The following is a 14320-nucleotide window of genomic DNA, read 5'->3' as shown; positions in this document are numbered from 1 at the left end:
CAATAAAATAACGTGTCTGAAATTAATTACAATGTTTGGCGGGATTTTTCTTATGTACACATTTTTGTACGCAAGTGGAAAGGCGCTATTTGCGTATAAAAAAAGCGCGGGGTGGTCCCGCGCAAAAAGGTATGACAATGTTATTGTTTTGCAGCAATACTCAGGAATTACTCAAGCATGACATGTCTACCTTAAACATCGGACTATCTATAAAACGACATTATGCTTTCACGCACATAACGTGGTACACACCGTCAATAATTTCCGTTCCTTCGGTTTCATGTTCAAATCCAGGGAAGTGGTGGTCCCAGGACTGCAACGAACGTAGATAACTAATCTGCGGGCTATTGGCGTCGCCAAAGTTTTCCCCGGACAGCAGCATCGGAATTCCTGGTGGGTAAGGAATAACGGAATTCGCGGCTATACGACCCGGCAGATTTTCAATGGCCACCATCTCAACGTTATCGCTGACTATCGCGTTATAGGCTTCACGCGGGGTGATTTCAGCAACAGGCAGGCCGGAGTAGGCCGCGTTAAGACGTGCGCCTGGGTTGTTCTCTTTCAGCCAGGCGAACATGGTGTCGCCCAGATCGTGAATGCCCATGTTGGCGTAAGTGTCTGGATGTTCCTCAACCAGTTCTGGCATCACCTGTGCCAGCGGGGTATTGGCATCGTAATGGTGTTTGAAAGAGCACAACGTGTTGATCAGTGTGCCCCATTTCCCGCGGGTAATCCCCATGGAGAACAGGAACATAATCTGGAAATCGGTGGTACGGGTCGGCACGATGCCGTGACGGCCAAGCCAGGCGGTGACCAGTGCAGCCGGTACGCCGTTCTCTTCCAGTTCACCATCGTCGCCCATCCCCGGAGCCAGAATGCTGACTTTGATCGGGTCCAGCATGCTCCAGTTATCCGGCAGGTCTTTAAATCCGTGCCAGGATTCACCCGGGCGCATTACCCAGCAGTTCTGGTCGGTGGTCAGGAGTTGGGTTGGCGCATCGGCAAAGTCATAGGTTTTGCCGGTCTGCGGATCGGTCACAATCTCTTTGTTCCACGGTTTGAAGAACCAGTCGCCTTCGGCGGTGAATTCTTTGTACAACCGTGCCATGGCCTGACGGAAATCGACCGCTTCGTCGATCACTTCCTGGGTGAGCGACAGGCCGCTGTTACCGTCCATCATGGAGACCGCCACGTCGTTTGAAGCACAGATGGCATACAGCGGAGAGGTAGTGGCGTGCATCATGTACGCCTGGTTAAAGCGGGAGAAGTTCACGGCCCCACGACCTTCACGAACGTGAATGTAAGATGCCTGAGAAAGCGCATTCAGCAGTTTGTGGGTCGAGTGGGTGGCAAAAACGGTAGGACCGTTATGATCGCCCGGCGCGCCACGCATGGCGTAGTGATCGGCGTAAATTGGGTTGAAGCGAGCATAGCCATACCAGGCCTCATCGAAGTGGATGCGATCGCTGGTTTGCGCGAGCAGGTCCTGGGCCTCTTTGGCGTTGTAGCAAACACCGTCGTAGGTACAGTTGGTCACAACGCTGTAAGACGGTTTTTGCCCGGCTTTACCTTTGGTTAGCGGGCTTTCGCTGATCTTTTTCTGCAATGTTTCAGGCTGCATTTCCTGCGGGTAGATAGGCCCGATAATGCCGTACCGGTTGCGGCTTGGCACCATGTACACCGGTTTTGCCCCGGTGAGGATAAGCCCCTGCTCGATGGATTTATGGCAGTTACGATCCAGCACCACGACGTCATCATCGGTCATACAAGCCTGCATGATAGTGCGGTTAGAGCCGGAAGTCCCGACCACTACGGACCAGGAGCGGTCAGCGCCAAATACGCGGGCGGCATATTTTTCGCTCTCGCCAAACGCGCCGGTATGATCCAGCAGCGAGCCGAGCGATGCGCGTTCAATACCCATGTCGCTACGGAATAAGTTTTCACCATAGTAATCATGGTAGAAACGACCGGCCGGCGTTTTGGTGAATCCGACGCCGCCCTGGTGACCCGGAGCTGCCCAGGAGTATTCATGGATGTCGCCGTACTTCATCAGTGCGCTGAACAGCGGTGGCAGAAGTTGTTGGCGGTAGCGGGTCATCGCCGCAACGGCGCGACCGGCGATAAAGTCTGCGGTATCTTCCAGAATCCAGGCGAATTCATCGACAAGCTCCAGCAGGTCGCGATCCAGCGATGCGGTGGCTTTTTCGCGATCGCCCAGCAGGAAAACAGGTACGTTTTGCTGGCGCTCGTGGAGCTTGCCGATCAATTGCCTGACGTTCAGGTGCTCGTCTTGTTGTTCCATTTGATAGCTGAACATCAGGCAATCAATGGCTTCATTGGCGGCGAGGATTGCGTAACCATCGTCGAATGAGGTGGACTTAATGACGGTAACATTTTGGCGGCTTAATGCGTCAGCCAGACGTTCGACAGCGCTACCGACCCAGGTGTCCTGATGCAGAAACTCACTTTCAACAATTAATACTTTCATCATCTTTTACCCGGTTGTGGAAAGGTTGCAATCTATGAATTGCAGACACACCGTATGAATGTGACGCAGGCAAGTATTATCCTGTCAAAATGGGCTGTAAAGCGGGTAAAAAATAGTCTGATTTGTTTTTAATTTGTTTTTAAACAGTAGGTTATGTTTGCTTGTTGACGGTTTTTCACCGCCGTTTATCGACAGGGGGAATATTTTTTTGGCTGATACTGATATTGCCGAATGATATCAACCAGCGATTGTTTGCCGATGCTGCTGGCTTAGTTTGCGGTACTGCTGCGGCGACATGCCGACAAACTTGCTGAAGGTGTCATAAAAACGGCTGCTGGATCGGAATCCGGCGGTCAACGCAACGTCGAGAATGGTTTTATCGGTATCGCTAAGCAATGCGCGGACGTGATTAATCCGCATTGCCGTGATGTACTGCTTCAGGGTGAGTTGCATTACGCGTTGGAAAATCCCCATCGCATAGTTGGCGTTGAGCTTCACGTGTTCCGCGACGTCGTTGATGGTGAGCGCCTGATCGTAGTTGTCAGCAATAAAGCTCAGCATTTGGCTGACGTAGAACTGGGCGTGCCGCGACACGCTGTTTTTGTGGGTCCGCGAGGTTTTATTGACCAGGATAGGCTGCCAACCGGAAAGGCTAAACCGTTTGAGCATCAGACCAATTTCATCAATGGCGAGCTGGCGAATTTGTTCGTTCGGGTTGCTCAGTTCCTGTTGCCAGCGCTGAACCTCAAAGGTGCTCAACTGCTGCGACGCCAGCGATTTGATGACCATTCCATGGGTAACATGGTTGATCAGCTCGCGATCCAGCGGCCAGGAGAGGAAAAGGTGCATCGGTAAATTGAAGATAGCCATACTTTGGCAGCTGCCCGGACGCGTGAGCTGATGCGGTGTACAGGCCCAGAATAGCGTGATGTGTCCCTGTTTTATCTGCACGACTTCGTTGTTGATAAGGTACTCGACGTCACCATCAAACGGGACATTGATCTCCACTTGCCCATGCCAGTGGCTGGCAGGCATAGCATGCGGTGAGCGCAACTCGATATCCATCCGTTGATATTCTGAGTACAGCGATAGCGGGCTGCGGGTTTGTTCTTCATCGCTACTGCACATGTGCGGATCGGGAGGGAGAGGCGATGTCGGTAATGTACTCATGGTTGCTCCATTTCCTGAATTATCAGAATCATGTCATTTAACACGTATTAAGGCTGAGAATCAGGACACAAATTGGACCGTTACCATTGAGCATAGCGACATTTTGCGGTCGCATACTCTGCTTTTTGGGTAATTTTGTCCCATAAACTCAGATCCAATAGGGCGCAGAGTGATGATCTGAGTTTATGGGAATGCTCAGCAGGGAAGTCGGAGGTTTTCATCTATGGGCTGTGCCACCATGACTGTGTTCACTAATGTTCTGGAGAGTCATGATGTCTGCACCCAAAATTACCTTTATCGGCGCCGGTTCCACGATTTTCGTCAAAAATATTCTTGGGGACGTCTTTCACCGCGATGCGCTTAAATCTGCGCATATCGCCTTGATGGATCTCGATCCTACGCGTCTGGAAGAATCACACGTTGTTGTGCGCAAGTTGATGGATTCTGCGGGCGCGTCTGGACGAATCACCTGCTATACCGATCAAAAAGCAGCATTACAGGATGCTGATTTTGTGGTGGTCGCTTTCCAGATCGGCGGCTATGAACCTTGTACCGTCACCGATTTTACGGTGTGTAAACGCCATGGCCTGGAGCAGACGATTGCCGACACGCTGGGGCCGGGCGGGATCATGCGCGCGCTGCGCACCATCCCGCATTTATGGCAGATTTGTGAGGATATGACCGAAGTCTGTCCGCAGGCCACGATGCTTAACTACGTTAACCCGATGGCAATGAACACCTGGGCAATGTATGCGCGCTATCCGCATATTAAGCAGGTTGGGTTGTGTCATTCGGTGCAGGGGACGGCGGAGGAGTTGGCCCGCGATCTGAACATCGACCCTGCTTCTTTGCGCTATCGCAGTGCCGGGATCAACCATATGGCATTTTATCTGGAGCTGGAGCGCAAAACGGCGGACGGTGCCTATGTGAATCTCTACCCGGAGCTGCTGGCGGCCTATGAATCCGGTCAGGCGCCGAAACCAAATATTCACGGAAATACCCGTTGCCAGAACATTGTGCGTTATGAAATGTTCAAAAAACTGGGGTATTTCGTCACCGAATCGTCGGAGCACTTCGCCGAATATACGCCGTGGTTTATCAAACCGGGGCGTGAAGATCTGATTGAGCGCTATAAGGTGCCATTGGATGAATATCCGAAACGTTGTGTGGAACAGTTGGCGAACTGGAAAAAAGAGCTGGAAGAGTACAAAACGGCTGAGCGGATCGACATTAAACCGTCGCGCGAATATGCCAGCACTATCATGAACGCTATCTGGACCGGTGAACCGAGCGTCGTGTATGGCAACGTTCGCAATGACAATCTGATCGATAACCTGCCGCAAGGCTGCTGCGTTGAAGTCGCTTGTCTGGTCGATGCAAATGGTATTCAGCCAACGAAAGTCGGGACTCTCCCGTCACATTTGGCGGCCATGATGCAAACCAATATCAATGTTCAGACCCTGCTAACGGAAGCCATCCTGACGGAGAATCGCGATCGCGTTTATCACGCGGCGATGATGGATCCGCATACCGCCGCGGTACTGGGGATTGAAGAGATTTATGCGCTGGTGGACGACCTGATCGCGTCTCACGGCGACTGGCTGCCGGCCTGGCTGCACCGTTAATACACAATCACGCCGGGCATTGTATCCGGCGTTTAACCTCTGACGTTTCCTCTTACAGAAGGCGGGCGCTGGTAACAGCGACCCGATACCCTATGAGCATATCTCTGACAACAAAACTCAGTTATGGATTTGGAGCGTTTGGTAAGGATTTCGCCATCGGTATTGTGTACATGTATCTGATGTATTACTACACCGACGTGGTGGGATTATCGGTGGGGCTGGTCGGAACGTTGTTCCTGGCGGCAAGGATTTGGGATGCGGTAAACGATCCCATCATGGGCTGGATTGTGAACGCCACCCGATCGCGCTGGGGAAAATTTAAACCCTGGATTTTACTCGGTACGCTGGCGAACTCATTGGTGCTGTTTTTGCTTTTTAGCGCACATCTTTTTGAGGGTACTGCGCAGGTCGTATTTGTTTGCGTGACGTATATATTATGGGGAATGACCTACACCATTATGGATATTCCATTTTGGTCACTGGTGCCAACCATTACGCTGGATAAACGCGAGCGTGAACAACTGGTGCCGTACCCCCGTTTCTTCGCCAGCCTTTCTGGGTTTGTTACCGCAGGCGTGACGCTGCCTTTTGTGAGCTATGTTGGCGGAGCAGATCGTGGTTTTGGCTTTCAGATGTTTACGCTAATTCTCATCGCGTTCTTTATCGTTTCCACCGTTGTGACGCTACGGAATGTGCATGAGGTTTATTCGTCAGGCAGTGAGGCCACGGCAGACAGCAGTCGTCTTGGGTTGAAAGCGATCGTTGGGCTTATCTATAAAAATGACCAGCTATCCTGCCTGTTAGGTATGGCACTGGCTTACAATATTGCATCCAATATCATTGCTGGCTTTGCCATTTACTATTTTACCTACGTCATTGGCGATGCAAGTCTCTTCCCGTACTACATGTCTTACGCAGGTGCGGCAAACCTGTTGACGTTGATTTTCTTTCCTCGGCTGGTAAACGCGTTGTCACGACGGATCTTGTGGGCTGGGGCATCGGTGTTGCCGGTGCTTAGCTGTAGCGTACTACTGGTGATGGCGCTGGCAGATTTCCATAATATCTTACTGATTGTTATAGCGGGTGTTTTACTGAATATTGGTTCGGCGCTTTTCTGGGTGTTGCAGGTCATTATGGTGGCAGATACCGTTGATTACGGCGAATACAAACTTAATGTTCGTTGTGAAAGTATCGCTTATTCGGTGCAGACAATGGTGGTAAAAGGTGGGTCAGCATTTGCCGCTTTCTTTATCGCGTTGATACTCGGGGTGATTAATTACGCGCCAAATGTCGCGCAGTCTGCCGAAACCATCGTTGGCATGCAGTTTATTATGATAGCGCTACCCGCACTCTTTTTTGTGGTGACCTTAGTCCTGTATTTCCGCTTTTATCGACTGAATGGTGACACCCTGCGCAGGATCCAGATCCATTTACTGGATAAGTATCGCAAGGTGCCGCAGCACCATGAGCAACCGGATATCCCGGCTATTGCGGTAGTGGCTCCAGGCGATGTGAAGGCATAGCGATGGAATGGCATTCGTTGATTGGGTATTTGGCGGCCAGCCTGACGACGCTCTCTTTCTTACCGCAAGCCATTAAGGTTATTACCACCCGCAACACACAAGGCATCTCCGGTTTGATGTATGTGATGTTTGTGTGCGGGCTGGTTTTGTGGCTGATTTACGGATTATTGATTGAAGATACAGCCGTCAGCATGGCGAACTTTCTGACACTGTTGTTCGCCTTGCCGATTCTGGTTATCAAGTATCGCAGTAGGTAATGTAGATTGCTGGAGAAGCGTTAGCGCTCTCCGGCCGTTTTCAACTGCCGATTGTGCCAGCCCGCCAGTGCAAGGACCGTTGTTAACGCACCGAGCAGGGCGCAGAACATGTCCGACTGGGTATCCCACGGGTCACCCTGCGTGCCAAGGAAGTCATCCGCACCTTGTCCCATTGCCAGCGCGGCCCACCATTCGATGAGTTCATACATTGCGCTAATCGCCAGTGCTACGCAGCAGACCAAAAATGCCAGCATCTTACGACCACGGACAATATTGCCGCGCACTAAAATCTCTCTTGCCGTCAGGGCTGGTACCAGCCCCTGGAAGAAGTGGCCCAGCTTGTCATAGGGGTTTCGACTGAGATCCAGCCATTCCTGAACCTGAAAACCGACGGGGACTTTGGCGTAGGTATACATCCCGCCTACCATCAGAATGATGGCGTGCAAGAAAATCAACGTATAAAGCAGCGGCGTCAATGGGTACTGCTTCATGGTAGCCAGCAACAGCGGGACGACAATAATGACTGGCGTGACTTCCATCAGCCAGGTGATTTTCTCAGAGGCAGAGATACCGGTGTAGATAAGAATCAGCGCCAGGATCAATGCACCGGTGCGCAAGATTGTGGGGTTCAGAGTACGGAGCATTGCGAATTCACACGTAATGGAAAAGATCACTATTCCCTGTGAACGGCAAAAATTCAATACCAGTAAATGGGGGGATAAAGTTGGCCCGGGGGGATCGCTGGACTGACGCCAAAAATTTAGTGCCAGTCCAGTGCCGGGCCGAATGGGTTACTTCGCGCAGTTAGCGCATTGTTTGCTGACGATTTGCTGGAAGAAATCGTTGCCTTTGTCATCGACCAGAATGAAAGCCGGGAAATCTTCTACTTCGATTTTCCAGATAGCTTCCATACCCAGCTCCGGGTATTCCACGCATTCCAGATGCTTAATGCTCTGCTGCGCCAGTACCGCTGCTGGTCCGCCGATGCTGCCCAAGTAGAAGCCGCCGTGTTTGTGGCAGGCGTCAGTCACCTGCTGGCTACGGTTACCTTTTGCCAGCATGATCATGCTGCCGCCGTGAGACTGCAACAGGTCAACGTAGGAGTCCATACGACCCGCGGTGGTTGGACCTAAAGAACCGGACGGGTAGCCTGCAGGGGTTTTGGCCGGACCCGCGTAGTAGATCGGATGATCTTTCACGTACTGCGGCAGACCTTCGCCGGACTCAATACGTTCTTTTAACTTCGCGTGGGCAATGTCACGACCAACAATGATAGTACCGCTCAGTGACAGACGAGTAGAAACCGGGTACTGAGAGAGCTGGGCGAGGATCTCTTTCATTGGGCGGTTAAGGTCAACTTTAACCACTTCGCCTTCGCCCGCCTGGCGCAGAGATTCCGGAATGTACTGACCTGGGTTATGTTCCAGTTTTTCAATCCAGATCCCTTCGCGGTTGATCTTGGCCTTGATGTTACGGTCTGCGGAGCAAGAAACACCCATACCAACCGGGCAGGACGCGCCGTGGCGAGGAAGGCGGATCACGCGGATATCATGTGCGAAGTATTTCCCGCCGAACTGAGCACCAAGGCCGAGTTTCTGCGCTTCTTCCAGCAGTTCTTGTTCCAGTTGCAGATCGCGGAATGCCTGGCCGTGAGCATTGCCTTCAGTCGGCAGCGCGTCATAGTAGTGTGTGCTGGCCAGCTTCACCGTTTTGAGGGTGCTTTCCGCTGACGTACCACCAATAACGAATGCGATGTGATACGGCGGGCAAGCTGCGGTACCCAGCGTGCGCATTTTCTCAACCAGGAAGTTTTTCAGTTTGCCGGGAGTCAGCAGCGCTTTGGTTTCCTGATACAGATAGGTTTTGTTGGCTGAGCCGCCGCCTTTGGCCACGCACAGGAATTTGTATTCGTCACCGTCCACGCTGTACAGATCGATCTGTGCGGGCAGGTTGGTGCCGGTATTCACTTCTTTGTACATATCCAGCGCCGCATTTTGTGAGTAGCGCAGGTTATCTTCGATATAGGTATTAAATACGCCTTTGGAGAGCGCCGCTTCATCGCCGCCGCCGGTCCAAACACGCTGACCTTTTTTACCCATGATGATTGCCGTACCGGTGTCCTGGCAGGTTGGCAACACGCCTTTGGCGGCGATTTCGGAGTTTCTCAGGAACTGCAGCGCCACGTACTTATCGTTTTCGCTGGCTTCGGGATCATGGAGAATTGAGGCGACTTGCTGTTGGTGTTCTGGGCGGAGCATGAAGGAGGCATCGTGGAAGGCTTGCTGGGCCAGTAGTGTAAGTGCTTCAGGGGCTACTTTCAGGATTGTTTCGCCTTCAAACTCGCCGACGCTGACGTGATCGGATGTCAGCAGGTAGTACTCAGTTTTGTCTTCCCCCAGTGGGAAAGCCGCCTGGTAAGTGAATTCAACTTTTGACATTTGCTTCCAGCCTTTTCATTTTTCTCAGGAATTTTAAAATTCTCTGTGTCTTCATGGTGGCGTGCCGTACCAACGTGGACGGCACGCGAACTGTGATTACAGGAAACCGTACATTGCGGCGAAGATCCAACCAAAGACACAGGATACGCTTACGCCGATCAAGCCAGGCAGAATGAAGCTGTGGTTGATAACGAAGCGGCCGATGTGGGTGGTGCCGGAACGGTCAAACTGGATAGCAGCCAGATCGCTCGGGTAGGTCGGCAGAATGTAGTAACCGTAACATGCCGGAGCAGAAGCCACGATGTACGCGGGATCAACCCCGATTGCCAGCGCGACCGGAACAATCGCTGCCAGCGCCGCTGCCTGGGAGTTTACAAATTTGGATACCAGCAGCAGAACAATTGCATAGGCCCACGGATACTCTTTCACCATATTGCCCAGCACACCTTCGATTTCTGTCATGTGCGCGCCGAACATTGTTTCGGCCATCCAGGCAATACCGTACACCGCCACAATCGCGATCATACCGGAACGGAAGACTTCGTTTTTAGATATTGAAGCGGGATTGGTCTTCGTCAAGATAATAATCAGCGCACCGGTCAGCAGCATGAACATCTGGATAACCAGCACCATTGACAGCGGTTTGCCGCTAAAGGTAGGACGCAGCTCGGAGAACGCGCCAAGCACGGCAACAACGGCGATAGCAGCCAGGAAGATCCACATGGCCAGCCAGTTGCTTTTCGGCAGCTTTTTGTCTAACAGCGTGGCGGTATCGCCATACACATAGTTGTGGTTTTCAGGTACGGAAATGAACTTCTGGAACTCTTCATCTTTATCCAGATCCTTACCACGGAACCAGCTGAAGATACCGATCGCCAGGATACCCAACAGGGTAGACGGGATGGTGATGCTGAGCAGGTCGAGGAATTCGAGATGCTTGCCTTCAAACGTTACGTTACCCAGCATTGCCACCAGTGACACCACGGCTACAGAAACCGGGCTGGCGATAATCCCCATCTGCGCGCCGATAGAACTCGCCGCCATCGGACGTTCCGGGCGAATATTGTTCTTAATGGCAACGTCATAAATGATTGGCAGGATGGTGTATACCACGTGCCCTGTACCGCAGAGAATCGTCAGGGTGCAGGTAACGAAAGGTGCGACGATGGAAACGTATTTTGGGTTACGGCGCAGCAGCTTTTCAGCGATTTGCAGCATAACGTCAAGGCCGCCGGAGGCTTGCAAGGTTGCCGATGCGGCCACCACGGCAATAATAACCAGCATTACATCTACAGGTGGTTTACCCGGCTGGAGATGGAAAACGAAAACCAGAATGACCAGGCCGATACCGCCTAATAAACCCAGCGCGATACCGCCCTTTCTGGCACCATAAAACAAACATATTAATATTATGAGAAGTTGTATACTAAATAACATTTTATTTACCCTCGCGAAAAACCCAGTCAATTTTTTGAAAAATGGATCTGTGCCACATTCTTTTTTGCCAGAATAAGCATCAAAAAATGGTCAGTATTCGATATGTCCGTATTTGCGATTAATGTTCAAATGTCTTGCTAGAATGTTTTTTCAAATTTATGGAAATATTTAGCTTTTTTCTGTGGCTTTGATCAGAGGAGAAAATCCTCAGGCGATGGGAAGCAGAGCTGGGCATGGAAAGCTGCGGTTGACGCTGTAATTTATCTGTTTTGCGTTTTCCGCTATTACGTGAACCACCGACAGAATGGGTGAGTAGATTATTTATGTGATCACGGTCACGCCATCTCATAATGTGATGAGGTCGGCGTGCGGATACTTTTATTTGCTCACAAAAATGTACGGTGTCCATGGTACGTAGCATGGTCTCCATTGCTACCAGTCTAGATTTTGTATGTCTGGTTAATTTCAGACTAATCCTTTATGGGTAAAAATACACACTCTGCGAGTTAGATAATACTTAATTAACTTTTGTTAGCGATTTTGAAATTAAAAACAGTGTGATGGTTGTCAATATTAAAATAATACATTTAACATGCCGGATACAAATATATTTGATCTAACGCAAATTTATAATTTTACAGTGCCAGCTGGTGAAATTGGGATTTTTCATTATTTTAATAATTGTTACTTTCAAATAACAAATAATCCCAAGTGTATTTATTGGCAATATTGTTTAAGCAATGAGTAGTGTTCAGCCTGCACACGATAACGATAAACAGGTCTGCCGGTCACGCCATAATGGATGCTGGTAAATAAGATGTGACAATTGACGAGCCAGATAAGGTATTTACGGCAAGAGACGCGCGAGATATTGACCTCGTTGGCCAGCTCATCCGTGGAGAACTCCTGATCCTGGTGCTCATCAATCCACTGACACAGCGTGCGTAACGTTTGTGGCGTTAACCCTTTAGGTAAGCGCCGTGCTTCCTGTTCATTGGAAGAGCTGCCGTGAATCAGCTGGTCAAGCTCAGACTGTTCATAGTACTGATGCTTGTCCATTTCATTTTTCTTGTGCAGCCAGCCGGTGAGCGCCTCTTCAAACCGGGAAGCCTGGAAAGGTTTGATCAGGTAGTCAACAACACCGTAGTGAAGTGAATCTTTGATGGTGGTGGCATCAGCGGCGGAAGAGATGACGATGACATCACACTTGCAACCTTCGCTGTGCAGAACCGGTAGCAGGTCCAGACCGTTTTCTTTTTGCATATAAATATCTAGCAAAATCAGATCGATATGATGACCGCTATGAAAGATTATCTCTTTTGCTTTCTCCAGCGTGGAGGCTGTGCCGCAGCAGTGAAAACCGGAGAGTTGCGCGACATAACGGCGGTTTAATTCCGCTACCATTGCATCGTCATCGACAATTAAGACATTGATCATCTGCTGGCCCTCTCACCATTCCACGGTAACTGTACAAAAAATTGGGTGAAGATCCCAGGTTCAGACTCGACGGAAATATTACCGCCAACGTTTTCAACCTGTTGTTTAACAAGCGCTAAACCAACGCCCCGTTCGGTTCCTTTTGACGAAACTCCCTTCTCAAAGATGTGCTCAATGTTTTCGGGGGCAATCCCCGGACCATCGTCATTCACTTCGCAATGCAACCAGCCGTGTCGATAATGCAAGGATACGCTGATCTCACCACCAGGTTCTTGACCTAGCGCCTCCAGGGCGTTTTCAATCAGATTCCCCAGAACGGTAATCAGTACCGCCACCTGATCTTCGTTGCTATTTTCCGGTAACTGGCTTTCATTGCTAATGACCAGACTATGGCCTAAATCAGATGTGCGATTAATCTTACTGAGTAAAAATCCTGCGATCACCGGTGATTTTATTTTTCCTAACAGTGAGCCAATTTCTTCCTGATAATTGTTTGCGGTCTTCAGGATGTAATTTTCAAGCTGCTTATAACTTTTCAGATGCAATAATCCCAGAATCACGTGCAATTTATTCATGAATTCGTGGGATCGTTCACGAAGTGCGTCGGCATAGTTGACCATACCATCCAGACGTTGCATGAGTTTTCGGACTTCAGTTTTATCTCTGAAGGTTGAAATGGCACCGATGATTTTACCGTTGCTGAGTACCGGGACCGTGTTAATTAAGAGTAGCCGATCCTTCACCATGATCTCTTCATCGCGGCGCGGCGTTCCGTCATGTAGTACCTGTGAAAAATCGACCACCTGTGACCACGCATGGCTGAGTGTGGAGAGCTGGGCATCATCTTGTGATTTGTGATAATCCAGCAGCTCCTGCGCCGCCTGGTTAATCAGGGTCACCTCACCGCACTCGTCAACGGCAATAACACCTTCCTTTATAGAGTGCAGCATCGCCTGGCGTTGTTCGAACAGATTGGAGATCTCATAAGGTTCCAGGCCAAACAGAATGCGCTTGAGGACTTTGACAAATACCCATGTGCCGAGCAGTCCAACCAGCACGCCAAATAAGATTGACCAGATGATGCTGCCGCGGCTGTTATTGATCTGCTCAGTCACCCGGCTTAGCTCAAGGCCGATCGACACCACGCCAATCTGCCGGTGATGTTCGTCATAGATAGGAGTAAATACACGTAGAGCTTTAGCCAGGAATCCGCGATTAATGGCGACATTCTCTTTACCCTGCAGGGCCAGCAATATGTCATCACCTTTAAATGGCTGACCGATTCGCTGTGCTTCGGGATGGGAGTAACGAATGCTTTGCATATCAGTGACGACGATAAACAAAAAGTCGTTGCTCTTATTCACCGCCTGGGCAATCGCCTGAATGCCGCTTTCCTCGGGCTTTTTCATTAGTCCCTGGCGGATCTCCGGAGAGTTGGCTAGCGTTCGCGCGACTGCAAGAGCTTTACTCGCTAATGCATCGCGCGTCATGTTGCTGATCTGCGAGAAATAAATCAGATGAACGACAAGCAGCACGGAGAAGAGTACTGCACTAACCATGAGGATCACGGTGGTGCCAAGCTTCATCGGGCGTTTACGTATAGCAGTACGTTGCAGGGAGTATCTCATCACGGTCCTGAAATCACGGTTTGTGCGGGTATTATTGCCTGATGGGGTGCGTAATTCAAAGGTGGTAGGGATTATGGCGCTTAAGTTGTCAGTCCTTCTTCTTTATATAGCGTAGAGTGAATTTCTTTCTATATAGAGGTTTTCATACCGATTCCCTCCCTTTTCAGGGACGCTTACAGATAATTTCCTTACGATTGTGGATAACTCTGTGCGTAAATGGGTATAAGGCGGGGTTTTGCTGTGGAATGCAGCAGTCAGTCATTTTTCTGTCATTTAAGGGTTGCGGGCCGCAGGAAACTCCCTATAATGCGCCTCCA

The 14320-nt window shown here is 50.3% G+C and carries 10 protein-coding genes; 3 read left to right on the top strand and 7 right to left on the bottom strand.

Going from position 1 to position 14320, the window contains the following annotated elements; all coding sequences use genetic code 11:
• Positions 1-220: 220 nt before the first annotated feature.
• Positions 221-2488 (bottom strand): arginine decarboxylase, encoded by a 2268-nt coding sequence (gene adiA, locus OGX96_RS00110; RefSeq protein ID WP_020996085.1) that lies wholly within the window; start codon positions 2486-2488, stop codon positions 221-223.
• A gap of 237 nt (positions 2489-2725) precedes the next feature.
• Positions 2726-3658, bottom strand: coding sequence for a transcriptional regulator MelR (gene melR, locus OGX96_RS00105; RefSeq protein ID WP_003826756.1), 933 nt, complete (start codon positions 3656-3658; stop codon positions 2726-2728).
• Positions 3659-3927: 269 nt separating this feature from the next.
• Between melR and melA the strand changes: the two genes are divergently transcribed.
• From melA to OGX96_RS00090, 3 genes are all read left to right on the top strand, one after another.
• Entirely contained in the window at positions 3928-5283 is a 1356-nt protein-coding gene (gene melA / locus OGX96_RS00100; RefSeq protein WP_008786970.1) for an alpha-galactosidase, read from the top strand.
• Positions 5284-5375: 92 nt separating this feature from the next.
• Entirely contained in the window at positions 5376-6806 is a 1431-nt protein-coding gene (gene melB / locus OGX96_RS00095; protein ID WP_286581960.1) for a melibiose:sodium transporter MelB, read from the top strand.
• Between the two features lie 2 nt (positions 6807-6808).
• Positions 6809-7063, top strand: coding sequence for a SemiSWEET transporter (locus tag OGX96_RS00090; RefSeq protein WP_032942140.1), 255 nt, complete (start codon positions 6809-6811; stop codon positions 7061-7063).
• Between the two features lie 20 nt (positions 7064-7083).
• On the opposite strand, the gene OGX96_RS00085 is transcribed toward OGX96_RS00090, so the two are convergent.
• The 5 genes from OGX96_RS00085 to OGX96_RS00065 all read right to left on the bottom strand — a co-directional run bounded on the left by OGX96_RS00085 (position 7084) and on the right by OGX96_RS00065 (position 14003).
• Positions 7084-7707 carry a DUF2238 domain-containing protein gene (locus tag OGX96_RS00085; protein WP_032941584.1) on the bottom strand — a complete coding sequence of 208 codons (624 nt, stop codon included), beginning with the start codon at positions 7705-7707 and terminating at the stop codon, positions 7084-7086.
• Between the two features lie 147 nt (positions 7708-7854).
• On the bottom strand, positions 7855-9501 hold the full coding sequence (fumA, locus tag OGX96_RS00080; RefSeq protein ID WP_008786974.1) for a class I fumarate hydratase FumA: 1647 nt from the start codon (positions 9499-9501) through the stop codon (positions 7855-7857).
• Positions 9502-9597: 96 nt separating this feature from the next.
• Entirely contained in the window at positions 9598-10938 is a 1341-nt protein-coding gene (gene dcuB / locus OGX96_RS00075; protein WP_003031873.1) for an anaerobic C4-dicarboxylate transporter DcuB, read from the bottom strand.
• A 717-nt stretch (positions 10939-11655) separates the two neighbouring features.
• The gene (gene dcuR / locus OGX96_RS00070; RefSeq protein WP_008786975.1) at positions 11656-12375 is read right to left on the bottom strand and encodes a two-component system response regulator DcuR; all 720 of its coding nucleotides are present in this window, start codon (positions 12373-12375) and stop codon (positions 11656-11658) included.
• Positions 12372-14003: a sensor histidine kinase gene (locus OGX96_RS00065; protein ID WP_003826772.1), complete on the bottom strand. Its 1632-nt coding sequence runs from the start codon at positions 14001-14003 to the stop codon at positions 12372-12374. Before OGX96_RS00065 ends, dcuR begins: the two co-directional genes overlap by 4 nt.
• Positions 14004-14320 lie beyond the last annotated feature (317 nt).

Origin of the sequence: Citrobacter sp. Cpo100 (assembly GCF_030332595.1) — a bacterium.
Classification (GTDB): Bacteria; Pseudomonadota; Gammaproteobacteria; order Enterobacterales; family Enterobacteriaceae; genus Citrobacter; species Citrobacter portucalensis.
This window is presented reverse-complemented; position numbering and strand designations above follow the sequence as displayed.